The organism is Agromyces sp. NPDC057865 (genome assembly GCF_042796995.1).
Lineage (GTDB): Bacteria > Actinomycetota > Actinomycetes > Actinomycetales > Microbacteriaceae > Agromyces.
In genome coordinates, this window is record NZ_JBHVMJ010000002.1 from 1,049,377 (window position 1) to 1,074,798 (window position 25,422).

Here is a 25,422-nt window from a genome sequence, read left to right on the forward strand (position 1 = left end):
CATGGCTCGCGTGCTCGTGATCGGCGGCGGCATCGCCGGCCTGTGGACCGCGGTGAAGGCCGCGGACGCCGGCCACGAGGTCGAGGTCGTCACGAAGGCGGCGCTCGTCGAGGGCAGCACCCGCCACGCGCAGGGCGGCATCGCCGCGGCGCTGTTCCCCGACGACTCGGCCGAGCGGCACTACGCCGACACGATCGCGGCTGGAGCGGGCCTCTCCGACCCGGCGGCGGTCCGTGCGCTCTGCGACGAGGGACCGGCCCGCGTGCGCGACCTCATCCGCTTCGGCGTCGCGTTCGACCGCGGCGACTCGGGCCTTGCGCGCGGTCTCGAGGCGGCGCATTCCCGTGCGCGCATCCTGCACGCGGGCGGCGACGGCACGGGTGCGGCGATCGAGTCCGCGCTGGTCGCCACGGTGCGTCGTCGCGCGGTCCGCGTGCACGAGCACACGATGCTCGTCGACCTCGTGGTCGAGCACGGATGCGTCGTGGGAGCCCGGCTGCTCGCGGCATCCGGCTTCACCGAGGTGCGGGCCGACGCCGTCGTGCTCGCCACCGGCGGCAGCGGATGCCTCTACCGGCATACGACGAACCCCGGCGTGGCGACCGGCGACGGCGTCGCGGCCGCGTGGCGCGCCGGAGCGGAGGTCGCCGACCTCGAGTTCGTGCAGTTCCACCCGACGGCGCTGGCCGCGCCTGGCACGCCCCTGATCTCCGAAGCGGTGCGCGGCGAGGGCGCCGTGATCGTCGACGAGCGCGGCGAGCGCTTCATGCCCGAGGTGGACCCGCGGGCCGAGCTCGCCCCGCGCGACGTCGTCGCCCGAGCCGTGTGGAAGCGCATGGCCGAGCAGGACGGACGTCCCGTGCTCCTCGACGCGACCGCGCTCGGCGCGGACTTCCTCGCCGCCCGATTCCCCGGCATCGACGCGGCGTGCCGCGACGCCGGCTTCGAGTGGGGCACGCGGCCCGTTCCGATCACGCCCGCGGCGCACTACGCCATGGGCGGCGTGGTCACCGACCTCGACGGGCGCACGAGCCTGCCCGGGCTCTTCGCGGTCGGCGAGTGCGCGCGCACCGGCGTGCACGGCGCGAACCGGCTGGCGTCGAACTCGCTGCTCGAGGCGGCCGTGTTCGCCGACCGGGCGGCACGGGCGCTCGGCCCCGCGCCCGCAGCATCCGCCTCATCCGCAGCATCCGCCTCATCCGCCGACGTCCACGTCGACCGACCGGCTGCAGGAACTTCCAGGCGACACGCCGACCGGGCCACTCGCGTCCGCGGCGCGGCGGCCGTTTCTTCCTGCATCTCGCGCGTGGAAACGGCGGATCCGCTGGACATCGTCGACCGAGCCGAGCTGCAGGAGCTCATGTGGGAGCACGCCGGGCTCGAGCGCTCGGGCGACGGGCTCGCCGCGGCATCCGCTGCGCTCGACGCGTGGCGTGCGCCCGAGGTCGTCGACCGCCGCACGGCGGAGGACCGCAACCTGCTCGACCTCGCGCGCCTGACCGTGGCCGCTGCGATCGCGCGGACCGAGAGCGTCGGCGCGCACTTCCGCACCGATGATCCGCATGCCACGACGGCCGAGCCGCTCCTGGCGACGCCGACCCCGACCCCCGCCGCCCACGCCCTCGAGGAGGCCGCCTGATGACCGACGTCCGCGAGATCGACCGCATCGTCACCGCCGCGCTCGACGAGGACGCGCCCTGGGGCGACCTCACGTCGGAGACGCTCATCCCCGGGTCGGCGACGGCGACGGCCGAGCTCGTCGCGCGCGAGCCCGGCGTGCTGAGCGGCGTCGAGGTGTTCGCGGCGGCGTTCCGCCTCACGGATCCGCGGATCGTCGTGGAGCGCCTCGCCGCGGACGGCGAGGCCTTCGAGGCGGGCGCGGTGCTCGCCCGCGTGCAGGGACCGGCTCGCGGCATCCTCACCGCCGAGCGCGTCGGCCTCAACCTCGTGCAGCGCATGTCGGGCGTCGCGACGCTGACCGCGACGTACGTCGCCGCGGTCGCCGGCACCGGCGCGCGCGTCGTGGACACCCGCAAGACGACGCCGGGGCTGCGCAGCCTCGAGCGCCAGGCCGTGCGCGACGGCGGCGGGCGCAACCACCGCCGCTCGCTGTCCGACGCGATCATGGCGAAGGACAATCACCTCGCCGTGCTCACCGCGGGCGGCCGCGACCTCGCCGCGGCGCTGCGCGAGGCGCGCGAGCGGATGCCGCACACCGCCCACCTCGAGGTCGAGGTCGACCGGCTCGACCAGCTCGACGCCGTGCTCGCGGGCGGCGCCGACACGATCATGCTCGACAACTTCACGCTCGACGACCTGCGCGCGGGCGTCGCGCGCATCGGCGGACGGGCCGTCGTCGAGGCATCCGGCGGCGTCTCGCTCGACACGGTCGCCGCGATCGCCGCGACCGGCGTCGACGTGATCTCGGTCGGCGCGCTCACGCATTCGGCGCGGGCGCTCGACCTGGGGCTCGACGTCGTGATCGAGGCGACGACGGATGCCGCGGCGGCCGCTTCGACTGCGCCCGCAACCCCGGCCCCCGCACCCGAGGTGTCGCCGTGATCTTCCTCGACCACGCCGCCACCACGCCCGTGCGCCGCGAGGCCCTCGAGGCGATGTGGCCCTACCTCACGGGCTCGTTCGGGAACCCGTCGAGCCACCACGGGCTCGGCGACGAGGCATCCCGGGCGCTCGCGGCGGCACGGGCCGAGGTGGCCGCGGTGGTCGGATGCCGTCCCGGCGACGTCGTGTTCACGAGCGGCGGCACCGAGGCCGACAACCTCGCGATCAAGGGCATCGCGCTCGCGAACCCGCGCGGCCGGCACCTCGTGGTCTCCCCGATCGAGCACGAGGCGGTGCTCGAGTCCGCGGCGTACCTCGCGCGCGTGCACGGCTTCACGGTCGACGAGGTGGCGGTCGATGCGGGCGGCCTGGTGCATGCCGAGGCGCTGGCGCGCGTCATCCGACCCGGCACCGCACTCGTGTCGGTGCAGCTCGCGAACAACGAGATCGGCACGGTGCAGCCCGTCGCCGAGCTCGCCGAGGTCGCGCACGCGTCGGGAGCCCGGTTCCACACGGATGCCGTGCAGGCGGCCGGCTGGCTGCCGCTCCCGCTCGACGGGCTCGGCGTCGACGCGCTCTCGCTCGCGGGCCACAAGGTCGGCGCACCCAAGGGCACGGGCGCGCTGATCGTGCGCGGCCGGATCCCGCTCGAGCCCGTCGTGCACGGCGGCGGCCAGGAGCGCGGGCGTCGCTCGGGCACCGAGAACGTGGCGGGCGCGGTGGCCTTCGCGACGGCCCTGCGCCTCGCCGAGGCCGAGCGGGCGGATGCCGCGGCCCGCGTCGGCGCGCTCGCCGCCGAGCTCATCGCCCGCATCGCCGCCTCGGTGCCCGATGCCGTGCTCACTGGTGATCCCGTGCACCGGCTGCCCGGGACGGTGTCGTACGTCTTCCCCGGCACGAGCGGCGAGGCGGTGCTGCTCGAGCTCGAGCGCGACGGCGTGATCTGCTCGAGCGGATCGGCGTGCGCCGCGGGCAGCGACGAGCCGTCGCACGTGCTCACGGCGATCGGGCTTCCCGCGGAGCTCGCGCAGACCGCCGTGCGATTCACGCTCGGCGCCGAGACGACCGAGCACGACGTGGCGGATGCCGCGGCCGCGGTCGCCCGGGCGGTGTCGGTGGTGCGCAGTATCGTGAAGCCATGACCGATCCCACCACCATCCCCGCCGACGACGACGCCGAGCGCGACGCCGAGACGCGGGTCGAAGACGAGGTCGCTCCCGAAGAGGAGCTCCTCGAGGGGTGGCTTCCCGACGCCACGCCGACCGACGGGCCCGCGCCCGCTCCGTAGTCCGTGCCTTCCGTGCACACGACTCGTGGTGCGCGGCTGAACCGCACTCCGCATATGCAACCTGCACGCGCTTCCGCGTGTTCGCGCCGCTGGATTCCATACGTTCCGATCGATCCCTCGAATCGGGAATAGCGACTCATCCGACGCGGGTTGTCTCTCACATTCGACGCAACTCCTCCGGCGCCGCTCTGCGCCGAGATCGATTGGATGCCTTTTCCTTGACCGAACGCGCCGTTCCCGACCTGACCCAGAACCAGCCCGTCGCCGCCGGCGATGCGGCTTCCGAGCACGCCCAGCACCACACCGACGCCGAGGCCCTCCACGGCAAGCGCAACTCGCGCGTGATCTGGCTGCTCCTCGCCTCCGCCTTCGTCGTCATCCTCAACGAGACGATCATGGGCGTCGCCATCCCCCACCTCGTCACCGACCTCGGCATCACCATCGAGGCCGCGCAGTGGCTCACCACGGCGTTCATGCTGACGATGGCGGTCGTCATCCCCATCACCGGCTTCCTGCTGCAGCGGTTCGCCACCCGCCCGATCTTCATCGCCGCGATGACCCTCTTCTCCGCGGGCACCCTGATCGCCGCGCTCGCGCCCGGCTTCGAGGTGCTGCTGGTCGCGCGCGTCGTGCAGGCGAGCGGCACGGCCATCATGATGCCGCTGCTCATGACCACGCTCATGACGCTCGTCGCGCCCGCCGACCGCGGCCGCTTCATGGGTCGGGTCTCGACCGTGATCTCGGTCGCGCCCGCGATCGGGCCGACGATCTCGGGCCTCATCCTCACGTACCTGTCGTGGCGGTACATGTTCTGGCTCGTGCTGCCGATCGCCCTGGTGATGCTGATCATCGGCATCCGCCGGGTCGAGAACGTCAGCGAGCCGCGCGTCATCCCCATCGACGTGTTCTCGGTGATCCTGTCGGCGTTCGGCTTCGGCGGCCTGGTCTACGGACTGAGCCTCGTCGGCGGCGTCGTCTCGGGCACGGGCTCGCCCGCCGGCATGTGGATCTCGCTCGCCGTGGGCGCGATCGGCATCGCGACGTTCATCCTCCGCCAGCTGCTGCTGCAGCGACGCGACCGCGCGCTGCTCGACCTGCGCACGTTCCGGTCGCGCAACTTCTCGATCTCGGTCGCGCTCATGGTCGTCGTGATGGCCGCCCTGTTCGGCACGATCATCCTGCTGCCGATCTACCTCCAGGACGTGCTGCACCTCGAGCCCGCCATCACCGGCCTGCTCCTGCTCCCCGGCGGCCTGCTCATGGGTCTGCTCGGCCCCACCGTCGGTCGCCTCTTCGACCGGTTCGGGCCGACGCCGCTGCTGGTCCCCGGCAGCATCGTGGTGAGCGCAGTGCTCTGGTCGCTCACCATGGTGACCGAGACCACGTCCCCGTGGATGCTCCTGATCGCGCACGTCGCGCTCTCCGCAGGTCTCGCCTTCATGTTCACCCCGCTGTTCACGTCGGCCCTCGGGTCGGTCGAGCCGCGCTTCTACTCGCACGGCTCGGCGATCGTCGGCACCGTGCAGCAGGTCGCGGGCGCCGCCGGCACCGCGCTCTTCGTCACGGTCATGGCGGCGGTCACCGCCTCCGTGGCCGCGACGGGTGCGACGGCCGAGGCGGCCCAGGCGGCCGGCCTGCGCACGGCGTTCATGGTCGGCGCGATCATCTCGATCGCGGCCGTCGTCGGCGCCTTCTTCGTGCGGAAGCCGGCCGACATGGCGACGGGCGCGCACGGCGACGCCGCACTCGAGGCGGCCTCGACCGAGGCGTGACGACGCGGCATCCGACCACGGCATGACGAAGGGCCCGGCACGATGCCGGGCCCTTCGTCATGCGCCGTGCGCCGTGCGCTTTGCGCCGTGCGCGGTGCGTGCGCGTCAGCCGCAGTTCGGGCGGCAGGTGCGCTGCGAGAGCGCGTCGACCAGTACGGTCCCGAGGTCCTCGGGTCGCGAGGCGGAGTACGCCGCCCCCTTGGTCGCCTGCGCGATCTGCTGCATCGCCGCGAGGTCGGTGTCGGGACCGAATCCGATCATGATGACCGGCACCGGCTTCGTCGGGTCGTCGATCTTGGCGAGCTCCGCGAGCAGGGTGTCGAGGTCGATCCCGTTCTCGTCCTCGTTGCGACCGTCGGTGATGAGCAGCACCGAGTTGACCTTCTCGGGGTCGTACGACTCCCGCACGCGCTGCACGGCCGCGAGCGTCGTGTCGTAGAGACCGGTGGCGCCGCCCAGTCGCGCCGGCAGCGATTGGATGATGCCGGCGATCTCGGCCTTGTGCGCCTGGTCGGCGAGCGGCGCGATAGGCGAGAGGTCCTCCCAGTCGAGGTCGCCGTTGCGCGCGGTCGAGAAGACCCAGACGCCCATCTCGACCTCGCCCGAGAACTTCTCCATGGCCCCGATCGCGGCCTGCTGGAAGATGTCGATGCGCCGCAGGCCGCTCTCGGCGGGCTCCTCCATCGAGCCCGACACGTCGATGACCGCGAGCATCCGCGAGCGGAGCGTCAGCACCGCCCAGGCCCGCAGGATCTCGAGCTGCGCGGCAGCGTCGAGCTCGGTCGCCGCACCCACGGGTCCCTCGGCGGCGAGGCCGGCCACGTCGATCGTGCCCGCGCCGTCGGGCGAACGGAATCCGTCGGCGGCGAGGCGATCGGTGGCGTCGCGAGCCGCCGCGGCGAAGGCGGTGAGCAGCTCGGCACGGGTCTGGGTCGCGCTCGCGGCGCCGTCGGCGGTCGACGCCTTGCCCTCGTCGGCGCGCCCCGGGAGGCGCACGAACGGGTAGTCGACGAGCACGGTGCCGTCGGCCGGGTAGGCCGCGACCAGCGTCTCCGACGGGTCCTCGAGGTTGTACGCCGCCACCTGCGCCTCGCTCGTGATCACGACGCTCGGCTGCTGCACCGCGGCGAGCGCCGCGAAAGCCGCTCCCGTCGAGGCGGGGATGGACTTGCCGAGCTCGATCATGGCGCCCGCGAACTGTCGCGGGTCGTCGGGCGACGAGTGCCCGCGCAGGGCGAGCAGGCCCGCGAGGCTGGTCGACGACGCCTCGGGGTCGGGCAGGATCGTGGGCATGCCGCCGCCGAGCACGCGGGTCCACGTCACCGGCTCGCTCGCGATCTCGGCCGCCTTCGTGGCGGGCGCGGCGAACACGACGGGCGTCGTGGCGACCGCCTCGCCGACCTCGACCTCGGGCGGCGTCTGCCCGAGCGAGGCGGCCGTGGCGGCCATGCGGTCGACCCACACGTCGGACTCGGGGATCCACGCGTCGGCGTCGAGGCCGCCCGACGCGAGCACCGCCGACGTGTCGGCCGAGTCCTGCGACGTGATCTTCGTCTGCACGCAGGTCTCCGACGCGGCGTCGAAGTCCCTGGCGATGTCGGTCAGCGCCGGAGCGATCGTGGTGTCGGCCACGATGACGATCCGCTCGCGGTCGGCGCAGCCGGCGTCGGCCGCGGCGAACAGCGGATTGAGGTACCCGCCGACCCAGAGGAAGACCCCCGACGCGACGACGCCGACGACCGCGACGGCGGCCACGATGGAAAGGATGAGTGCACGGCCCGGCCTCTTCGCCGGAGCCTTCACACTGTGACGCCCCACGGACACTCCAAGCTGGACGGTGCCGTGGCGCCGCCGATTCCCTCACTGGACGGGTTCCCCCGTCCGGGGGAAGGATGCCCATCAGCATAGGCGACGCATCCCGATACGCGAACTTCGCTCGGGATCGTACGGCGGTCCCGATCGGTGCCGCCGACGAACGCATGGGAGAGCGCTTGCCGTCGGCGCCATCCTCGACGCGGTCGGGGGACGTGGGCGTGGGTGGCGAGCGGCTCGTCATCGGATCACCCGACGGGCATGGGAAGGGTCGTGCCAAGCATGCGAAGGGTCCCGCGGAGTGGGAACACCGCGGGTCGGATGACCCCCAGTCATCCGACCCGCTCCCCCGCCCTGGGTGCGACCCCTCAGTCGTCACACAGGCGTCTTCGGTGTTCTCCCGTCCCGACGAACACGCGGCTCCGGGGCTCCGTGAGCCGCGTCCCCTGCCGTCGGATCTCCAACGCTAAGCGGACGGGTCGACTCGATGACAGGGCTTGACGGAGGGGGTGCCGCAGGCTATTCGCGCGAGCGGTTCGGCGGGGTTTCGGGGCGGGAATCGGGGCATCTCGGAGGGGTGGCGTCCGACGCAGTCGCGTGCGAGCATGAGGCCATCCCAGCGACGCGAACCGAGGTGCAGCGATGATCGTGCCGACCGTGCCCGAGGAGGAGGCCACCGGCGAGGTGGCCGCGATCTACGACGAGGAACGCGCGTCGTCGGGGTACATCCCGACGCACGCCCGCGCGATGGCGCTGAACCCTGCGGCGGACCGCGCGTTCGTCGCGCTCACGCGCTCGGTCGCGATTCCGCTGGGCATCCGCCGCTACGAGCTCGTCACGCTCGCGGCCGCCCATGCCACGGGCTCCCGGCACTGCCGGCTGGCGCACGGCGTGAAGTCGCTCTCGGTGTTCGAGGAGGCGCAGCTCGAGCGCATCGCCCGCGACTATCGGGACGCGGGCCTGACCGACGCCGAGGTCGAGATGATGGCGTTCGCCGAGCGGGTGGCGACGGATGCCGCAGCGATGACGGATGCCGATTCGCTGCGGCTGCGCGCGGCGGGCTTCAGCGACCAGGAGATTGTCGACATCGCGATCGCGGCCGCCGCCCGCGTCTACCTCGGACGGATGCTGCAGGCGCTGGCGGTCGACGTCGACGAGGCGCCGTCGCTGAGCGAACCGCTCCGGGCGGCGCTCGTCTCCGGGATCTGAACGGGAGCCGACCGGGAACAGCGACACGGCGGCGGGCGGACGGATGCTACGACATGGAGCACTTCACCGATCGACGTGACGCGGGCCGGCGTCTGGCGCGGGCCTTCGCGGGCCGTGCGCTGCACCGTCCGGTCGTGCTCGGTCTGCCGCGGGGCGGCGTCCCGGTCGCGGCCGAGCTCGCCACGGCGCTCGACGCGCCGCTCGACGTGCTCGTGGTGCGCAAGCTCGGCCTTCCGCGACAGCCCGAGGTCGCCATGGGGGCCATCGGCGAGCGCGGCGCCCGCGTGCTCAACGACGACGTCCTGCGGTACGGCGGGGTGCGCGACGCCGACCTCGCCGCCGTCGAACGGAAGGAGCGCGCGGAGCTCGAGGCGCGGGTCGTGCGCTTCCGCGGCACCGCCGATCCCGTGGAGCTCACGGGACGCACCGCCGTGATCGTCGACGACGGGGTCGCGACCGGTGCGACCGCGCGGGTCGCCGCGGTCGTCGCGAAGGAGCTCGGCGCGGCATCCGTCGTGCTGGCCATGCCCGTGGGCGCGCCCGACAGCATGGCCGAGCTCGCGGCCATGCCCGAGGTCGACGAGGTGGTGTGCCTGTCGACCCCGCCGGGCTTCATGGCGGTGGGCATGCACTACCTCGACTTCCGGCAGACGTCCGACGCCGAGGTGCAACGGATCCTCAAGGATGCGCGCCGGGAGGAACCGGGCGGCGCCTGAGCCGGTCGTGGGACCGCCGCATCCGAGCAGTCAGCGGCGGCGGCCGACGACCACGGTCGCCGCGAGTTCGTCGTCGCGCAGCACGCGCGCCTCGAGTCCGCCGGCCTCGACCAGCGCGGTCGTGCGCGCCGCCTGACCGCGACTCGTCTCGATGAGCAGGTGACCGCCCGGCGCCAGCCACTGCGCAGCGGATGCCGCGACGCGCCGGTGCACGTCGAGGCCGTCGTCCCCGCCGTCGAGCGCGACGTGCGCCTCGTGGTCGCGGGCCTCGGGCGGCATCAGGCCGATCTCGGCCGTCGGGACGTAGGGCGCGTTCACGGCGAGCACGTCGACCCGCTCGCGGATCTCCTCCGGCAGCGGGTCGAAGAGGTCGCCCTCCACGACCAGGCCTCCGATCGGCTCGAGGTTGCGGCGGGCGGCGCGCACCGCGGCGGGGTCGACGTCGGCGGCGACGAGCTCGACGCGACCTCCGGCGGCAGCGACCCCGGCCGCGACGGCCGCGCCGATCGCGCCGGCACCGCAGCAGAGGTCGACCACGACCGCCGGTCGCCCCGAAACGGCAGACGCGAGCCGCGTGGCCTCCGCCGCGAGCAGCTCCGTGCGGCGGCGCGGCACGAACACACCGGGCTCCACCACGATCCGCAGTCCGGCGAACTCGGCCCAGCCGAGCACCTGCTCGAGGGGCTCGCCCGCCACGCGGCGCGCGACGAGGTGCTCGAGCTCCGTCGCGGCATCCGCTCGACCGTCGACCTCGGCCGCGAGCAGCACCGCCTCGTCCTCGGCGAAGACGCAGCCGGCGGCGCGCAGGCGCGCCACGACCACGGGATCGGGCTCGGACGTCGACGGCGTCGTCGGCCGGTCGTCGGAGCTGGGGTGGGGCTGCACCCTCGCATCGTAACGGCGCGTCCCGCATGGTGCGCCCGAGGTGCGCATGCCATAGAGTGCTCGTCATGACCGCGTCGATCCGCACCTGGTGGCCCGCCTCCTAGGCGGCCTTCACGCGTACACCGACGCACGACGACCGCCCGAGGGCGGTCGTCTCGCATGTGCGGGCACGTTTCCGGCCGAGGGCCCGACCGGAGACCGACATGACCCGCCTGCTCCACACGCTCCTCGCCGCCGACGCGCCGTCGTTCGCGGTGATCCACCGCGAGCACGAACCGGTGCTCGACGTGCTCGTCGGCGACGTCGTCGACGTCGACCGCCTCGCCGACATCCCGCTCGACGGAGCGGAGGTGCTCGCCCTCGTGCCCTTCCGGCAGGTGCGCGAGCGCGGCTTCGCGGCGCACGACGACGGCGCGCCGATCCGCTGCCTCGTCGTCCGCGACCGCGAGTCGCTCGACGTCGACGAGGCGATCGCGGTGCTGCCGCGGCATCCGGTGGTCGTCGGCGACCTCGAGGTCGACGTGAGCGACGCGGACTACGCGGCCGTGGTGCGTCACGTCATCGACGACGAGATCGGCCGGGGCGAGGGCGCCAACTTCGTCATCCGGCGCGAGTTCACCGGCTCGACGGATGCCTCGCCCGCCGAGGCGGTGCTGGGCTGGCTGCGGCAGCTCCTCGAGCACGAGACCGGCGCCTACTGGACGTTCGCGCTCAGCACGCCCGGGCTCGCCGCCGTGGGCGCCACGCCCGAGCGGCACGTCTCCTCGATCGACGGCGTCGTCTCGATGAACCCGATCAGCGGCACGTTCCGGCACGGCGATGCGGCACGCGACGACGATGCCCTGCTCGCGTTCCTCGACGACGTGAAGGAGCGCGAGGAGCTCGTCATGGTGGTCGACGAGGAGCTCAAGATGATGAGCGCGGTGTGCCCCGAGGGCGGGCGCATCCGTGGCCCGTTCCTCAAGCGGATGTCGCGGCTCACGCACACCGAGTACCTGCTCGAAGGTCGCTCCGCGCTCGACCCGCGCGAGGTGCTCCGGCGCACGATGTTCGCGCCGACGGTCACGGGATCGCCGATGGGCAACGCCTGCGCGGTGATCGCACGGCACGAGCCCACCCCGCGCGGCTACTACGCCGGCGTGCTCGCCCGCTTCACGCCCCGACCAGGCGGCTACGACGTGGACGCGCCGATCCTCATCCGCACCGCCTACCTCGATGGCGCCGGCCGCGTGCGCGTGCCCGTCGGCGCGACGCTCGTGCGGCACTCCGACCCCGAGGGCGAGGTCGCCGAGACCCGGGCGAAGGCGGCGGGCGTGCTCACGGCGCTCGGAGCGCTGCGGCGCGCGTCGGCACCGGAGCGGGGTCTCGAGGCCGACCACCTCGACACGCTGCTCAAGGCGCGCAACGACCGGCTCGCGGCGTTCTGGCGTTCACCGCAGGCGGCGCGGCCCTCGCAGGCGACGAGCGCCCTCGTCATCGACGCCGGCGACGACTTCACGACCATGCTCGCCCACCAGCTGCGCCATCTCGGCCTCGACGCCCGGGTCGCGCAATGGCACGCGGTGGACCACGATCCGACCGAGGACCTCGTGGTCTTCGGACCCGGTCCCGGCGATCCGCGCGACCGCTCCGACCCGCGGATCGCGCGCCTGCGCGACCTCATCGCGGCGCGCCTCGAGACGCAGCGACCGCTGCTCGCGGTCTGCCTCAGCCATCAGCTGCTGGCCGACCTCGCCGGACTCGGGATCGCGCCCCTGCCCGCACCGCGGCAGGGCGTGCAGCTCGAGGTCGACGTCTTCGGACAGCGCGCGGCGATCGGCTTCACAACACCTTCTCGGCCGTCGCGCCGGCGGGCTCGACGACGCCGAGGCTCGGGCTCGAGGTGGCCGCGGATGCCACGACCGGCGTCGTCGATGCGCTGCGCGGGTCCGGCGTGGCATCCGTGCAGGGGCACCTCGAGTCGGTCACCTCGCCCGACGGGCTCGCGGTGCTGGAGCGACTCGTCGACGGCGTACTCGCAGGTCAGGAGGAGTTTCGTGAGCCGGCCACCGCGGCCGGCGCGTGCGGATGATCCCGCACTCCGCGGTGTTTGGCAAGGCGTTGCGGACATGCGGTCGCACGGGATGTGCTGAACGTGACCCGACCCGAGGAGGCGGTTCCCTGTGGACACCAGCACCATCATCTGGATCATCGTCGGCATCATCGTCGTCATCGCGATCATCGTGGTCGTCGTGCTCATGACCAGCCGGCGCCGCCGCGAGGCGCACCTCGAATCCGAGCGCCGCAAGGCCGAGGAGTTGCGCCGCGACGCCTACGAGTCCGACGTCTCGCGCCGCGAGCGCGAAGCGGATGCCGCGACCGCGGCCGCCGCGGCGAAGCAGGCCGAGGCCGACGCGATGCAGGCGAAGCTCGAGGCCGAGCGACTCGAGCGAGAGAGCGCGGCGCACCAGGCGGATGCGCAGCAGCTGCGCACCCAGACCGACGAGCGCATGCGCAAGGCCGACGAGGTCGACCCCGATGTCGTGCGCGACGAGGACGCGGCCCGCGCCGAGACGGCGGAGGCACGAGCCGACGACCGCACCGCGGTGACCGACGAGCGCGTCGCGGCCCGCGACGACCGCACGGCACTGCACGACGACCGCGTGGCCGCCACGGACGACCGCGACGCGGGCTCTGACGAGCGAACGGCCGCCGAGCGCGATCAGGCCGCGCGCGACGAGCGGGCCACGCTCGACGCCCAGGCGGCGTCCCCGGAGCCGCGCAACACGGAGAGCGGGCGCCACATCTAGGCGGAACGACCTCGGCGGGCGGCGGAGCAGGACGCTTCGTCGCCCGTCGGCGCGTCACGCCCCAGCCGCGGCCTCGCGCTCGATCAGCACGCGCACCTCGTCGGCGAGGCCGTCGACCGGACCCTCGGCGTCGAGGCCGGGCGCGACGACCGCGATCGGCAGCGCGGCCACGGCCGACGGACCGGCGCCGGCCGCTGCGCGCCACTCGGTGATCTGCGCCGACGACGCAGCGAACACGATGCGGCCGAGGCCCACCCAGGCGTGCGCCGCGGAGCACATCGGGCAGTGCTCCCCCGACGTGTACACGGTCGCGGCCGCGCGGCCTGCGGGAGTCAGGTGCGTGACGGCCCAGCGCGCGATCTCGATCTCGGGATGCCGCGTCGGGTCGCCGGTGCTCTGCTCGCGGTTGCGGTCGGCGAAGCGCTCGACCCCGTCGGCGTCGACGAGCACGGAGCCGAAGGGGCCGTCGCCGGCGTCGGCTGCCTCCTCGGCGAGGGCGACGGCACGGCGGAGGTGGACGAGGTCGGTCTCGGAGATGGCCATGGATGCAGTCTGCCCCGGTAATCAGCCGAGGGCGATGACCTCGGCGAGCATGGCGTCGTCGAGCGGGCGGTCGGCGAACACCAGCCGCTCGAGGTGGGTCGTGTCGTCGGGCCCGCTCGGCTCGGTCGTCGACGCGCCCTGCCACACCAGCTCGAGGTCGAGTCGCTCGAGCACGCGGATCGACGCGGGGTTGTTCGCCAGGACGCGCGCCGTGACCGGCACGTCGGGCGCGGTCGACCTGGCGGCCTCGATCGACGCGGCGGCGGCCTCGCCCGCCAACCCGCGCCCCCACGCCTCGGGCAGGAACCGGTAGCCGAGGTTCCACGCGCCGAACGGCAGCATCGCTGCGCCGGCCGTGCCGATGAATCCGCCCGGCGGAAGGTCGCCGACGGGTTCGCGCAGCGTGACGGCCAGGTGACCGAACCCGTGCGCGCGCCGACTCTCCATCGAGCGCTCGATGGCACGGGCGGACTGCGCGCGATCGGCGTGCCGACCGCTCGGGAGGTGCTCCCACGTGCGCGGGTCGCCGTAGACGCGGTGGTAGTCGTCGAGGTGGTCGAGCGTGAGGGACGTGAGCAGGAGGCGACGGGTGTGCAGGTACGTCATCGCTCACAGTCTCGCAGCGGCATCCGACATCGGAGCGAGCTGCCGGAGACGGCGGCGGCGCGCTACTTCAGCAGCCGCGAGAGCACGCGGTCGGCGAGCGGCTTGCCGCCGGTCTGGCAAGTGGGGCAGTACTGGAAGGTGGAGTCGGCGAAGATGACCTCGCGCACGGTGTCGCCGCAGACGGGGCACGTCTGCCCGGTGCGGCCGTGCACCTGCATGCGGCTGCGCTTGCCGTCCTTCAACTCCTCAGGGGGCCGGCCCGCTGCGCCGGCGACGGCCTCGGCGAGCGTGTCGCGCAGCGCCCGGTAGAGGCGCTCGACATCGTCGGGCTTGAGGTTCGCGGCGAGCGCGTAGGGCGACATGCGCGCATTGTGCAGGATCTCGTCGGAGTACGCGTTGCCGACGCCGGCGAAGACGGACTGGTCGCGAAGCAGCCCCTTGATCTGCGTGCGGCGCCCCTTCAGGATCCCGGTGAAGTCGTCGAGCGTGAAGTCGGGCGCCGTGGGGTCGGGACCGAGCCGGGCGATGCCGGGCACCTCGGCGGGATCGCGCACGACGTAGACCGCGAGCGACTTCTTGGTGCCCGCCTCGGTGAGGTCGAACCCCGAGCCGTCGTCGAGTCGGACACGCAGGGCGATGGGCGACTTGCCCGGTCGGATCACGGTCTTCGGCAGCTCCTCGTACCAGCGCAGCCAGCCGGCGCGAGCGAGGTGGAAGACGAGGTGCAGGTCGCCGAGCTCGAGGTCGACGAACTTGCCGTGCCGCTGCGCACCGTCGATCGTGCGCCCGGCGAGCGCCTGCAGCGGCGGATCGAAGGTCTTCAGCGCCGAGATGGCCGCGACCGTCGCCCCCGTGACGGCACGGCCGACGGCGCGCTCGCGGAGGAATCCCACGAGCGCATCCACCTCGGGCAGCTCGGGCACCATGACATCGTCTCACCCTCCGGCCACATCACGGCCGTTCTCGCCCTACGATCACCCTGTGGACCCCATCACGGCGCGGCAGGTGCTGCGCATCTTCCCCGACGCACCCCTCACCGTCGAGCTCGTCGAGCGCGCCTATTCCGAGGAGTACTGGGCGCGGCATCCGTCGCGGTACCAGGACTCGACGCAGCGGCGGGAGGCCGAGCAGTGGGCGGGAACGCTCGCGACCGCGCGGCAGGTGCTGCTGCACGAGGCCGGCACGGCGACGGCGACGGATGCCGCGGCCGCGCCGCCACGGAAGCGGGGTCTCTCGGGCGGCGCGATCGCCGCCATCGTCGCCGGCGGCGTCGCGCTCCTGGCCCTCATCACCTTCGGGACCATCGGCGCCGTGAACCTCGTGACGCAGGCGGCGACGACCGCGCAGGAGGCCATCGAGGAGGCACAGGAGTCGAACGGCTCGAACGGCCCGGACGAGGACGGCGTCGAACGGTTCGAGTCGAGCGAGACGTACTTCGCCTTCCCGGCCGCACTCGAGTTCTACACGGACGGTCGCTACGACGCCGAGTGCTCGACGGAGCACGAACAGGGCTGCTGGGAGGCGGCGCTCTTCACCGAGTCGGACTGCGCGACGCTGCAGGTGCAGCTCGGGTTCTCGAACGACGCCGACGCGCTCGTGCCGGACGTCACCGACACGATCGAGATCGACGACGTCGTGGCCGGCGAGGCGACGCCGGTCGTCTACGGCAACGACGACTACGCGTACGGGTGGATCAACCAGGTCACGTGCCTCGGCTCGCCGTAGCGAGCTCCCGGCGGGGCGGCGACGTCGGGTTCGGCGTCGACCCGGGCGCCGCGGCATCCGTCGGCCGCCGACGCCGCCATGCGGCGACCACGCGGGCGGCGACCGGCTGCCCGATCACGATGCCGACCAGCACGAGCGCCATGCCGCCCGCCTGGTTCGCCGACAGCGCCTCGCCGGCCACGAGCGTGCCGAGCAGCACGCCCGTCGCGGGGTTGAGCAGGCCGATCAGGCCGACCGCGCCGGCATCGAGGCGGCGGAGGGCACTGAACCAGGCGACGAACGCGATCGCCGTCGCCACCACGCCGACGTAGGCGAAGGCGGCGATCGCCGGCGGATCGAGCGCGGGCGGCGCGCCCTCCCAGACGAGGGCGAACGGCACGAGCAGGACGCCGCCGGCGATGAGCTGCCACGACGAGAGCGAGATCGCGTCGACGTCGCCGCCCCAGCGCTTCGCGAGCGTGTAGCCGAACGACGCCATGGTCATCGCGGCCACCGCGGCGACCACCCCCCAAGGGTCGACGGATGCCGCGCCGCCGATCAGCATCAGCACGACGCCGGCCACGCCGACGACGGCTCCCACGAGCGAGAGCACCCGCAGCCGCTCGGACACGAGGAGCCACGCGAACAGCATCATCACGATCGGCGAGGTGGCCATGATCATCGAGGCGATGCTCGTGGGCAGCAGCTGCGCGGCCAGGTAGACGAGCACGAAGAAGGCGCCCATGTTCAACGCCCCGAGCACGAGGGCGCGCCACCACCACGCGCCACGCGGCATCCGCGGGCGCACGACGAAGAGGAGCAGGCCGGCCGGCAGGGCGCGCAGCACCGCACCCCACAGCGGGATGTCGGCCGGCAGGAACTGCCGCGTCACGAAGTAGGTGCTGCCCCAGGCGATCGGCGCGATCATCGCCACCATGGTCCACCGCCAACTAACTTCCATGGAAGCTATTATAGCTTCCCCGGAAGCTACTATGGAAGGCATGGAGCAGCATTCCGATCGCGTGGCCCGCATCATGGCCGAGTGGGAGCGGGAACGACCCGATCTCGACCTCGCGCCGCAGGGCGTCTTCGGCCGCCTGCATCGCCTCGCGAACCACCTCACCGAAGACCTGGTGGCCGTCTACCGCACGTTCGATCTCGCCGAGGGCGAGTTCGACGTGCTCGCGACCCTGCGACGGGCGGGCGCTCCCTTCGAGCGCACTCCGGGCGAGCTCGCGGCGACGACCATGGTCACGACGGGTGCGATGACCAAGCGGCTGGACCGACTCGAGGCCCGCGGGCTCGTGAGCCGCCGGCAGAGCGCCGACGACGGGCGGGGTCGGGTCATCGCGCTCACCGACGCCGGGCGCGAGCTCATCGATCGCGCATTCACGGCCCACGTCGCGAACGAGCGTCGGCTGCTGGACGACGCCCTGTCGGCGACGGATGCCGCGACCCTCGAGCGCCTGCTCGCCACGTGGCTGGCGCACTACGAAACATGACCCGCCACCCCCATCCGGGGGCTATGGTCGTCTCATGCGCATCGACGAACAGCATGGCGTCCGCGTGCTCCTCCTCGACTCCGAGGGTGAGCCCATCTCGACGCCCGACGACGCCGCCGACCTCGTGGGATCGGCCTGGTCGCACCAGGCCGAGCTCGTGGCGGTGCCCGTCGAGCGCCTCGATCCGAAGTTCTTCCGCCTGAAGACCGGCATCGCCGGGGAGATCACGCAGAAGCTCGTCAACTACCGCATCCGCCTGGCCGTGGTGGGCGACATCGGCGACCAGGTCGCGAAGAGCGATGCGCTGCGCGACTACGTGCGCGAGTCGAACCGGGCCGACCACGTGTGGTTCGTCGAGTCGGAGGCCGACCTCGAGCGCCGGCTCTCGGATCGCGCGGGAGTACGCTCCCGCTGAAGGGACGCTGAACCCGGCTGAACCTCGCCTGAACGCCGATCGCGGCGATCGGCGTCGCGGCGCATCCTGGAGTGAGGATCCATCGCGTCGGAATCGAGGCATCCCATGAACGCCAGGAGGACGAGGACCGCACCGGTCGCGATCGCCGCCGTCGCCGCAGCGCTGCTCACCGCCTGCACCGGTTCCCCGCAGCACGCGGCCGCGCCGTCGTCACTCCCCCGGAGCGATGAGCCGGTCTCGCTCGACCCGGCCGACTTCACCACCGACATCGACAATCCGTACTGGCCGATGAAGCCGGGCACCCAGTGGGTCTACCGCGAGACGGACCCCGCCGGCGACCTCACGGTGCACGTCACCGTGACCTCCCAGACGAAGCGCATCGCGAACGGCATCGAGGCGCGCGTGGTGCGGGACAGCGTGACGCGAGGCGACGAGCTCGTGGAGGACACGTTCGACTGGTACGCCCAGGACGCCGACGGCGCCATCTGGTACCTCGGGGAGGACACCGCCGAGTTCGAGGGCGGCCGGGTCGTGTCGCGCGATGGCAGCTTCGAGGCAGGCGTCGACGGCGCACTGCCGGGCATCGCGCTGCCGGCCGGTCCGCAACCCGGGATGTCGTACCGGCAGGAGTACCTCGCGGGCGAGGCCGAGGACGAGGGCGCCGTGCTCGGCGTCACCGAGCTCGTCGAGGTGCCCTACGGGGCGTTCGAGGGCGCTCTGCTCACCCGCGACACCACACCGCTCGAGCCGACCGTCGAGGAGCTGAAGTTCTATGCCACCGGCGTCGGGCCGGTGCTCACGCTCACGTCGTCGGGCGGCAGCGGCCGCGAGGAGCTCCTCGAGGTGCGGACCGTGCCCGACGGGACCGGCACGGGCCCGCTCGGATCGCCCGACTGAGCGCGCTCGCCCTGGTCGTCATCGGGTCGCCATCGGGACGTCATCCGGGCTCCTCGACGGCGCGCAGTCGCCCGTCGGCGAGCACGAGCTCGTGGATCGCGGCATTCCCGAACGCGGGCGTGACGGTGTCGGGGTGCTCGCCGACCGAGAGGCGCAGCGCGTTGATGACGCCGCGATGCGTGACCACCGCGATCGTCTCCCCCGGCACGGCCCAGCGCTCGAGCGCCGCCACGGCCCGCGCGACCACGGACGAGCGGTCCTCCATGCCGGGCACGCCCTCGGGATAGCGCGCGGTCGCATCAGCCCACCGCAACCCCTCCGCGCGACCGAACGCCTGCTCGACGAGGTCGTCGTCGACGTCGAAGCCGTCGAGGCCGAGCGCCTCCGCGATGACCTCGGCGGTCTGCGTCGCCCGCTGCAGCGGGCTGCTGACCACACGACGGATGCCGCGACCCACGAGCGCCGCAGCCGCCTCGGCGGCCTGCACGAGACCGCGCGCGTTGAGTGGCAGGTCGCTGCGGCCCTGCACCAGTCCGTCGGTGTTCCAGTCGGTCTCGCCGTGCCGCACGAGCAGGATGCGGGCGTCCACCACGAGACCCGTCGTCAGGACTCGCGCAGCGGCAGCACGTCGCCGCCCGTCTGGCACGTCGCCGAGTACTGCGCCGTCGTGCTCGCGAACGAGAAGTCCCGGATCTCGTCGCCGCACCGCGGGCACGGCTCCCCCGTTCGCCCGTGCACGCGCATCGACGCGATCTTGGCGGCCTTGAGCTGGTCGATCGGGACGCCGCTCCGGGCCGTGACGGCCTCGGAGATGACGCCCACCGTCGCCTCGAACAGGCGGTCGAGCTCATCGCCACCGAGCGACGCGGCGTGCGCGACGGGCGACACCTGCGCCGCGTGGAGGATCTCGTCGGAGTACGCGTTGCCGATGCCCGCGAGCGACTCCTGCTCCTGCAGGACGGCCTTGACCTGCTTGCGACGGCCGACGACGCCGGCGTCGAAGTCCGCCCGGCTGAACGCCGGGTCGGCGGGGTCGGGGCCGAGCTTCGCCACGGCGGGCACCTCGAAGGGGTCGTCGACCACCCAGCCGCCGAGTGAGATCCAGTCACCGGCATCCGTCAGCTCGAGCGTCGTGCCGTCGTCGAACTCGAGCACGATCAGGGCGGGCGGCGGCGGCTCGGCCTCGCCGGTCGGCGCTTCGGTGACGGATGCCTCGGCGCCGCCGTAGCGCGCCCAGCCGTGCCGCCCGAGCGACACGACGAGGTGCGCGTCGTCGTCGAGCGCGAAGTCGAGCAGCTTGCCGCGCCTGGTGACACCCGCTACGCGGCGGCCGATCAACGACTCGAGCGGACGCGCCCGCGTCTTCGTGACCCGGAACTCGAGCACGTCGACGCCGAGGATCTCGTGACCGGCGAGCCGGCGGCCGAGATCGTCGGCGAGTGCCTGCACCTCAGGTGACTCGGGCATGCGCCCAGCCTCGCACGGGCCGACGACAACCGCCACGCCCCGCAGCGATCCGGGAGCTGCCGCGACTGTCGGCGGGATCGGATGCGCTGCTAGCCTGTGCCCAGGGGGAAGACGAGGATGCTTCAGGTCCAAGTCGCTGGTCCGTCGACCGTGGACGCCATGGTGATCCCGATCATCGTGACGCTGATCACGCTCGCCGGAGCCATCATCGTGCCGCGCCTGCACTCGAACGCCGACGACCTCCGGCGGGCCGAGAGCCTCACCTCGGTGCTCGACGCGATGCCGCCGTCGACGCAGCGCCGGCTCCTCGAGCAGCTGCGCGACGACCATGCGACCGTGTGGGCGCTCCGCCAGGCCGCGCCGCTGCTCCCGACGATGCGCTCCGTTGGCTCGGTCGCGTACGCAGCGGGGATCGTGGTGCTGATCGTGGGCGTGGTGTACCTGCTGGCGGCGCCCGGTCACCAGTGGTGGTTCTGGCTGGTCTACATCGGCGGCGTCGCCGACATCCTGGTCGGCTGGCTCGTGCACCGGTTCCGCACGGGACGTCGACGCACCTGGATGGCCGCGGAGCTGCAGCGGCTCGGGCTGCGGCTTCCGATCGACGCGCGCCTGCGGCGTGAGGTGTCGGGACCCCTCGTCGGCGAGGTCAGTCCTCGAGCCGGAACCCCACCTTGATCGTGACCTGGTAGTGCGCGACGTCGTTGCCCTCGACCTCGCCGCGCACCGACACGACCTCGAACCAGTCGACGTGCCGCAGCGTGTTGGTCGCGCGGGAGATCGCATTGCGGATCGCGGTGTCGATGCCCTCGGGAGAGGTCCCGACGATCTCGGTGACGCGGTAGACGTGATTGCTCATGGCCGGCTCCCCACCCCCGCGCCGTCGCGGGATGCCTCGACCCTAGCCCTCGCCGCGCCGACGCCGGTAGAGGAGGTTCGTGATGCCTCCGACGATCACTCCGACGAGCGTCGCGCCTGCTCCACGTTGCCCTGGTGCGGACCGGCGAGCCACTCCTGCTCCAGGCGGGCGTCGTCGGGTTCCACCCCGCGCCGCAGCGCGTCGATGTACGCACGATCGGCGGCGAGGCGAGAAGCCACCTCGGGACCCTCCGCGACGGCGCCGTGGCCGGGGATCACGACGTCGACGTCCGCGGCGGCCGCGCCGAGCCGGTCGAGGGCGACCTCGTAGGCGTCGACCTGACCGTCGCGACGGAAGTCGAGGAGCGGGATGAGCACGTCGGAGAGCATGTCGCCGGCGATGAGCACCCCACGGTCCGCGAGCAGGACCGCGGCGTGGCCGATGGCGTGGGCCTCGTGCTCGATGAGCTCGCCGGGTATCGGGCCGCCGTCGGCGGGCAGCGCGGTGAGCCGCCCGATCAGCTCGAGCGGCACGCCCTCGGCGCTCTCCTCCGCCATCGCCTGCGCTCGATCGCGCACCGCGTCGACCGCCTGTGCGGACGGAGCCGTGGCGTAGCGCGGGACGTCGCCGAAGCGCTCGTGCCAGAGGAGGTGGTCCCAGTGCAGGTGCGTGGAGAACCCGGCGATCACCAGAAGGCCGAGTCGATCGATCTCATCGGCCAGGGCGTTCAGGTCGGCACCGTCGATGCCGGGATCGACGAGGATCACCCCGTCGTCGACGCGCACCACGGTGGAGTTGGACCACACCCACTCGCTCTGGCGAACCCAGACGCCGTCGGCCACCTGCTTCATCATCGCTCCACCCCTGTCCACCCGTCCGGCGCGAGTCGGACGGCGATCACGTCGTGGCCGGCGATCGCTAGTCGTCGACGAGTTCCTGCCCCGAGAGATGGCACCCCTCGTTGCAGGTGTACCAGACCTGGGGCGCGCGTCGGCCGAGTCGTGTGTCCAGGGCGTCCACGTCCTCGTGGCGCTCGACCGGCAGGTCGTGTTCCGGGCATGCGAGCATCTGCCAAGGGTACGCATCCGTCCGCTCCAGCGCTACGTGTGCCGGGACCCCCGGTCGAGGGCTATTCGGTCGCGAAATCGAGCTTCGAGTCGGCGACGGCGATGACCGACCAGGTGCCGCCCGCGGCATCCGTGAACTCGTAGGCCGGCACGAGGAGGACGCTGCCGTCGGGCTGCCACTGGGTCGCGAGCCCGAGGCGGGCGTCGACGATCTCGACCTCGTTGACGGGCCACGAGATGGCGGTGCCGTCGGCCGGGATCGCGGGCGGCTCGGTCGGCGGGACCCACTCGGTGGGCGCGGCCGACTCGGCCGACTTCGCCTCCTGCGCCGCGAACGGCATGGCCATCACCTGAGCGCCGAAGCGGGGGTCGGAGAGGCGCTCGAAGGCCTCCTGCTCGCTCACGATCGGGTAGTCGCCGAGCTGCACGGGCTCGGCGAGCGAACCCGATGCGTTGACGATGCCGCCCTCGGCGAGCTCGAGGTACCAGCCCTGGTCGGTGCGCTGCCCGTCGACGAGCGGCCACGCCTGCGCGGTGCGCGTCGGCGAGCCCTCGTAGACCTGGGAGGCGTACTCGAAGGACCCGGCGTCGCGCCCGGCGGACGAGATGAGCGAGCGCAGGGCGTCGATCGCCGCGGCCTCGCCGGGTGCCGTCCCGGTCGGTTCGCAGACGGTCGCGTCGGGCGCGCACTGCCACGGGTTGAGCTGCGGGTCCCAGTAGGAGAAGGAGAGGGTGCCGTCGAGGCCCACCCAGAGGGACGGCGCCGTGCCGTCCTGCGGGCCGACGACCCAGCCGCCGTCCTTGAGCTCGGGCGTGCCCGACAGGCCGAGCGCCGCGGCGAGCGCGCCGACGGTCTCGGCGTTCGACGCCGAGCGCGCGTCGTAGGCGTACGCGGTCGCCGTGCCCTCGTCGGTCGAGAGGCCCGACGCTCTGAAGACGTTCCGGCCGTAGCCGTAGGGCAGCATTCGGTCGGTCGCACCCGATCCGGCGGACATCTTGCTGCTCTCGGGGGCGCCGGCCGCCGCGTCGGGCTGGGGCACGCCCTGCTCGGTCGCCGCACCGACGCCCGACTGCAGCGAGATGGGCGGCGCGGCGCTGCCGGCGACCGTGCTCGTTCCGGTCGTGGTCGCGCCGATCGCGTACCCACCGCCGCCGATGATCAGCACGGATGCCGCGACGGCCGCGGCCGTCAGCCAGCGGTTGCGGCGGCGTGCGCGTTCGGCCGCGAGGTCGGCGACGGCCGGAGTCTCGGAGGGCGTCGCCTCGCCCGCCTGGGCACCCTCGCCCGCGGCATCCGCTGCGGCTCGTGCGACGACCCCGTCGGTGAAGCCCGCGCTGGGCTCGACGTTCGCGGCGGGGTCGGCGGCCCGGAGGCGCTCGACGGGGTCGAGTTCGTCGTCGTGCCGGTCGTTCATGTCGATCACCCTCCGTGACATCCGTTCACTGATGGATGTGTCGCGAGCGGCCCCGACCTTGCACGGAGCCGTGACCGCGTGCGGCGACTAGAACGAGAGTCGCTCGCCCCACGCCTCGCGGAGGCGCTTGCGGGCACGGGACAGCGCGGCATCCGCCCCCGATCGCGAGATGCCGAGCACCGCGGCGAGCTCCTCGCCGTCGAGGCCCTCCCACGCATGCAGCAGCAGGATCTGCCGATCGCGTTCGCCGACGCTCGCGAGCGCGCCACGAAGCTCGGCGTCGAAGAGCGCGCTGAGCTCGGGGTCGTCGGCGACGCGCGCCGTGCCGGCCTCGGGCACCTCGTCGACGGGGAGGTCGACGATCTTGCGCCGGTGGTTCGCGAGCGTGAAGCCGGCGGTGCGGTACAGCCAGGGCAGCGCGGCGTCGCGCGGCACGTCGTCGCGACGGCGCCAGGCGGTGACGAACACGTCGGCGGCGAGGTCCTCCGCGTCCTGGCGGGGGCCACGACGGGCGAAGTACCGCACGAGCGCGGTCGAGTGCTCGCGCACGACGTCGGTGAACCACGCGAGGTCGTCGGGGCGATCGGATGTCGCGTCGGCACCGTCGGCCATCGCCACCCCCTCGCTCAGGTCGGCTTCCACTGCGGCGTTCGGAGTCCTCACGTAGAGGATGTGTCGCCACTGCGGTGAGTCTTGCACGTGCCGGTCGCGGACTTCGCGTCTCCCGCATGCGCGGTGCCGCGAGGGGACGCGGATCGCCGCTTTCGCGCCCTGTCGCACGGCGATTCGCGTCCCCTCGCAACCGGATGCATCAACGCCGCCGGGGCCCCCGCGGAGTACCGTGAACACATGGCCGGCGAACCCGCACCTCTCGACGCGGACGTCATCGTCTACCTCGACCACTCCGACATCCACGAGGGGCGCCTCGGGGAGCTGGAGCAGGGAATCCGTCGGGTCGTCGGGGTGATCCAGGAGCTCGAGCCGCGCCTCATCGCCTACGGATTCCATCTCGACGCGGCATCCCGACGCATGACGGTCACGGCCGTGCACCCCGACAGCGAATCGCTCGAGCTGCACCTCGAGGTCGGCCGGGAGCAGTTCCGCAGCCTGGCCGACATGATCACCCTCACCGGGGTCGAGGTCTACGGGTCGATCAGCGACCGCGCGCTCGAGATGCTCGAGCAGAAGGCGGCGATGCTGGGCGGCAGCGGCGTCGAGGTGCACGAGCGGTTCGCGGGGTTCGCGCGGAAGGCGGGCGCGGGCGATTGAGTCGCGCCACTGGATCGCATGCCGCGGCGGACATGCGGCGTGGCATACGGTTGCCGGATGCTCCGACGACTCGTGTCCCGCGTCTACTGGGCCGTGAGTCGTTGGCGTCTCGTCAGCGAGCCGGCGCCCGATCGCCCGACCATGCTCGTCGGCGCGCCGCACACGTCGAACTGGGACTTCGTGCTCATGCTCGGCATCGCCTGGCGGCTCGGCATCGACGTTCGATGGCTCGGCAAGAAGAGCCTGTTCGCCGGATGGCGCGGCCCGATCATGCGGGCACTCGGCGGCATCCCGGTCGATCGCTCCGACCCCGGCCGCGTCGTCGGCGAGGTCGTGGACCGGGTGCACTCGGGCGAGGTGTTCGGCCTCGTGGTGACGCCCGACGGCACTCGCGGCGCGAACGAGTACTGGAAGTCGGGCTTCTATCGCATCGCCCGGGAGACGGGCATGCCCGTCACGCTGGGCTACGTCGACCGCACGACGATGACGACGGGCCTCGGCCCGACCATCGAGCTCACCGGCGACGTGCCCGCCGACATGGACCGGATCCGCGCGTTCTACGCCGACAAGGCCGGCCTGCGACCGCACCTTCGCACCGAGCCGCGGCTGCGATCGGAGGACGCGGTGGACGGGTCCGAGGTCGACTGA

The 25,422-nt window shown here is 72.9% G+C and carries 29 protein-coding genes; 16 read left to right on the forward strand and 13 right to left on the reverse strand.

The window, feature by feature from the left end; genetic code table 11:
• Window position 1: 1 nt before the first annotated feature.
• From nadB to ACFVN5_RS12555, 5 genes are all read left to right on the forward strand, one after another.
• Window positions 2-1,639 (forward strand): L-aspartate oxidase, encoded by a 1,638-nt coding sequence (gene nadB, locus ACFVN5_RS12535; RefSeq protein WP_376955521.1) that lies wholly within the window; start codon window positions 2-4, stop codon window positions 1,637-1,639.
• Complete coding sequence (gene nadC, locus ACFVN5_RS12540) at window positions 1,639-2,562, forward strand: carboxylating nicotinate-nucleotide diphosphorylase (RefSeq protein ID WP_376955523.1); 924 nt, start codon at window positions 1,639-1,641, stop codon at window positions 2,560-2,562. Before nadB ends, nadC begins: the two co-directional genes overlap by 1 nt.
• Window positions 2,559-3,704 carry a cysteine desulfurase family protein gene (locus ACFVN5_RS12545; protein WP_376955525.1) on the forward strand — a complete coding sequence of 382 codons (1,146 nt, stop codon included), beginning with the start codon at window positions 2,559-2,561 and terminating at the stop codon, window positions 3,702-3,704. The genes nadC and ACFVN5_RS12545 overlap by 4 nt, the downstream gene beginning before the upstream one ends.
• Complete coding sequence (locus ACFVN5_RS12550; protein WP_376955527.1) at window positions 3,701-3,850, forward strand: hypothetical protein; 150 nt, start codon at window positions 3,701-3,703, stop codon at window positions 3,848-3,850. Before ACFVN5_RS12545 ends, ACFVN5_RS12550 begins: the two co-directional genes overlap by 4 nt.
• A gap of 218 nt (window positions 3,851-4,068) precedes the next feature.
• Window positions 4,069-5,622 (forward strand): MDR family MFS transporter, encoded by a 1,554-nt coding sequence (locus tag ACFVN5_RS12555; RefSeq protein ID WP_376955529.1) that lies wholly within the window; start codon window positions 4,069-4,071, stop codon window positions 5,620-5,622.
• Between the two features lie 105 nt (window positions 5,623-5,727).
• Here the strand turns inward: ACFVN5_RS12555 and ACFVN5_RS12560 are convergent, their stop codons facing one another.
• Window positions 5,728-7,377, reverse strand: coding sequence for a VWA domain-containing protein (locus ACFVN5_RS12560; RefSeq protein ID WP_376955531.1), 1,650 nt, complete (start codon window positions 7,375-7,377; stop codon window positions 5,728-5,730).
• Window positions 7,378-8,076: 699 nt separating this feature from the next.
• Here ACFVN5_RS12560 and ACFVN5_RS12565 point away from each other — a divergent pair.
• Together ACFVN5_RS12565 and ACFVN5_RS12570 are read left to right on the forward strand one after the other, a co-directional pair.
• On the forward strand, window positions 8,077-8,643 hold the full coding sequence (locus tag ACFVN5_RS12565; protein WP_376955533.1) for a carboxymuconolactone decarboxylase family protein: 567 nt from the start codon (window positions 8,077-8,079) through the stop codon (window positions 8,641-8,643).
• Between the two features lie 53 nt (window positions 8,644-8,696).
• Complete coding sequence (locus ACFVN5_RS12570; protein ID WP_376955535.1) at window positions 8,697-9,359, forward strand: phosphoribosyltransferase; 663 nt, start codon at window positions 8,697-8,699, stop codon at window positions 9,357-9,359.
• A gap of 30 nt (window positions 9,360-9,389) precedes the next feature.
• On the opposite strand, the gene ACFVN5_RS12575 is transcribed toward ACFVN5_RS12570, so the two are convergent.
• Window positions 9,390-10,244, reverse strand: coding sequence for a putative protein N(5)-glutamine methyltransferase (locus tag ACFVN5_RS12575; protein ID WP_376955537.1), 855 nt, complete (start codon window positions 10,242-10,244; stop codon window positions 9,390-9,392).
• 203 nt (window positions 10,245-10,447) lie between these two features.
• On the opposite strand from ACFVN5_RS12575, the gene ACFVN5_RS12580 reads away from it, so the two are divergent.
• Both ACFVN5_RS12580 and ACFVN5_RS12585 read left to right on the forward strand, forming a co-directional pair.
• Window positions 10,448-12,376, forward strand: a complete 1,929-nt coding sequence (locus ACFVN5_RS12580; RefSeq protein WP_376955539.1) for a chorismate-binding protein — start codon at window positions 10,448-10,450, stop codon at window positions 12,374-12,376.
• Between the two features lie 30 nt (window positions 12,377-12,406).
• Window positions 12,407-13,033: a hypothetical protein gene (locus tag ACFVN5_RS12585; protein WP_376955540.1), complete on the forward strand. Its 627-nt coding sequence runs from the start codon at window positions 12,407-12,409 to the stop codon at window positions 13,031-13,033.
• A 54-nt stretch (window positions 13,034-13,087) separates the two neighbouring features.
• On the opposite strand, the gene ACFVN5_RS12590 is transcribed toward ACFVN5_RS12585, so the two are convergent.
• From ACFVN5_RS12590 to ACFVN5_RS12600, 3 genes are all read right to left on the reverse strand, one after another.
• Window positions 13,088-13,576: a nucleoside deaminase gene (locus ACFVN5_RS12590; protein WP_376955542.1), complete on the reverse strand. Its 489-nt coding sequence runs from the start codon at window positions 13,574-13,576 to the stop codon at window positions 13,088-13,090.
• A gap of 21 nt (window positions 13,577-13,597) precedes the next feature.
• Window positions 13,598-14,182, reverse strand: a complete 585-nt coding sequence (locus ACFVN5_RS12595) for a GNAT family N-acetyltransferase (RefSeq protein WP_376955544.1) — start codon at window positions 14,180-14,182, stop codon at window positions 13,598-13,600.
• Window positions 14,183-14,244: 62 nt separating this feature from the next.
• Entirely contained in the window at window positions 14,245-15,105 is an 861-nt protein-coding gene (locus ACFVN5_RS12600) for an Fpg/Nei family DNA glycosylase (protein WP_376955546.1), read from the reverse strand.
• A gap of 58 nt (window positions 15,106-15,163) precedes the next feature.
• Between ACFVN5_RS12600 and ACFVN5_RS12605 the strand changes: the two genes are divergently transcribed.
• Entirely contained in the window at window positions 15,164-15,907 is a 744-nt protein-coding gene (locus tag ACFVN5_RS12605; RefSeq protein ID WP_376955548.1) for a hypothetical protein, read from the forward strand.
• Here ACFVN5_RS12605 and ACFVN5_RS12610 read toward each other — a convergent pair.
• The gene (locus ACFVN5_RS12610) at window positions 15,885-16,847 is read right to left on the reverse strand and encodes an EamA family transporter (RefSeq protein ID WP_376955550.1); all 963 of its coding nucleotides are present in this window, start codon (window positions 16,845-16,847) and stop codon (window positions 15,885-15,887) included. The genes ACFVN5_RS12605 and ACFVN5_RS12610 overlap by 23 nt on opposite strands.
• 40 nt (window positions 16,848-16,887) lie before the next feature.
• On the opposite strand from ACFVN5_RS12610, the gene ACFVN5_RS12615 reads away from it, so the two are divergent.
• The 3 genes from ACFVN5_RS12615 to ACFVN5_RS12625 all read left to right on the forward strand — a co-directional run bounded on the left by ACFVN5_RS12615 (window position 16,888) and on the right by ACFVN5_RS12625 (window position 18,700).
• Window positions 16,888-17,388 (forward strand): MarR family winged helix-turn-helix transcriptional regulator, encoded by a 501-nt coding sequence (locus tag ACFVN5_RS12615; protein WP_376955551.1) that lies wholly within the window; start codon window positions 16,888-16,890, stop codon window positions 17,386-17,388.
• A 34-nt stretch (window positions 17,389-17,422) separates the two neighbouring features.
• Window positions 17,423-17,803, forward strand: a complete 381-nt coding sequence (locus ACFVN5_RS12620; protein ID WP_376955552.1) for a DUF4180 domain-containing protein — start codon at window positions 17,423-17,425, stop codon at window positions 17,801-17,803.
• Between the two features lie 105 nt (window positions 17,804-17,908).
• Window positions 17,909-18,700: a hypothetical protein gene (locus ACFVN5_RS12625; protein ID WP_376955553.1), complete on the forward strand. Its 792-nt coding sequence runs from the start codon at window positions 17,909-17,911 to the stop codon at window positions 18,698-18,700.
• Between the two features lie 40 nt (window positions 18,701-18,740).
• On the opposite strand, the gene ACFVN5_RS12630 is transcribed toward ACFVN5_RS12625, so the two are convergent.
• Both ACFVN5_RS12630 and ACFVN5_RS12635 read right to left on the reverse strand, forming a co-directional pair.
• On the reverse strand, window positions 18,741-19,289 hold the full coding sequence (locus ACFVN5_RS12630) for a histidine phosphatase family protein (RefSeq protein ID WP_376955554.1): 549 nt from the start codon (window positions 19,287-19,289) through the stop codon (window positions 18,741-18,743).
• A gap of 14 nt (window positions 19,290-19,303) precedes the next feature.
• Window positions 19,304-20,167: a DNA-formamidopyrimidine glycosylase family protein gene (locus ACFVN5_RS12635; RefSeq protein WP_376955555.1), complete on the reverse strand. Its 864-nt coding sequence runs from the start codon at window positions 20,165-20,167 to the stop codon at window positions 19,304-19,306.
• Between the two features lie 159 nt (window positions 20,168-20,326).
• On the opposite strand from ACFVN5_RS12635, the gene ACFVN5_RS12640 reads away from it, so the two are divergent.
• Window positions 20,327-20,842: a hypothetical protein gene (locus ACFVN5_RS12640; RefSeq protein WP_376955556.1), complete on the forward strand. Its 516-nt coding sequence runs from the start codon at window positions 20,327-20,329 to the stop codon at window positions 20,840-20,842.
• On the opposite strand, the gene ACFVN5_RS12645 is transcribed toward ACFVN5_RS12640, so the two are convergent.
• From ACFVN5_RS12645 to ACFVN5_RS12665, 5 genes are all read right to left on the reverse strand, one after another.
• The gene (locus tag ACFVN5_RS12645) at window positions 20,814-21,023 is read right to left on the reverse strand and encodes a dodecin (protein WP_376955557.1); all 210 of its coding nucleotides are present in this window, start codon (window positions 21,021-21,023) and stop codon (window positions 20,814-20,816) included. The two genes, ACFVN5_RS12640 and ACFVN5_RS12645, sit on opposite strands and share 29 nt — an antisense overlap.
• Window positions 21,024-21,118: 95 nt before the next feature.
• Window positions 21,119-21,877 (reverse strand): MBL fold metallo-hydrolase, encoded by a 759-nt coding sequence (locus ACFVN5_RS12650; protein WP_376955558.1) that lies wholly within the window; start codon window positions 21,875-21,877, stop codon window positions 21,119-21,121.
• Between the two features lie 64 nt (window positions 21,878-21,941).
• Entirely contained in the window at window positions 21,942-22,091 is a 150-nt protein-coding gene (locus tag ACFVN5_RS12655) for a hypothetical protein (RefSeq protein ID WP_376955559.1), read from the reverse strand.
• Window positions 22,092-22,152: 61 nt separating this feature from the next.
• A complete protein-coding gene (locus ACFVN5_RS12660; RefSeq protein ID WP_376955560.1) occupies window positions 22,153-23,505 on the reverse strand; it encodes a hypothetical protein in 1,353 nt (450 codons plus the stop codon).
• Window positions 23,506-23,592: 87 nt separating this feature from the next.
• Window positions 23,593-24,117 carry an RNA polymerase sigma factor gene (locus tag ACFVN5_RS12665; protein WP_376955561.1) on the reverse strand — a complete coding sequence of 175 codons (525 nt, stop codon included), beginning with the start codon at window positions 24,115-24,117 and terminating at the stop codon, window positions 23,593-23,595.
• A 237-nt stretch (window positions 24,118-24,354) separates the two neighbouring features.
• Between ACFVN5_RS12665 and ACFVN5_RS12670 the strand changes: the two genes are divergently transcribed.
• Together ACFVN5_RS12670 and ACFVN5_RS12675 are read left to right on the forward strand one after the other, a co-directional pair.
• A complete protein-coding gene (locus ACFVN5_RS12670) occupies window positions 24,355-24,774 on the forward strand; it encodes a hypothetical protein (protein ID WP_376955562.1) in 420 nt (139 codons plus the stop codon).
• A 57-nt stretch (window positions 24,775-24,831) separates the two neighbouring features.
• Entirely contained in the window at window positions 24,832-25,422 is a 591-nt protein-coding gene (locus ACFVN5_RS12675) for a 1-acyl-sn-glycerol-3-phosphate acyltransferase (RefSeq protein ID WP_376955563.1), read from the forward strand.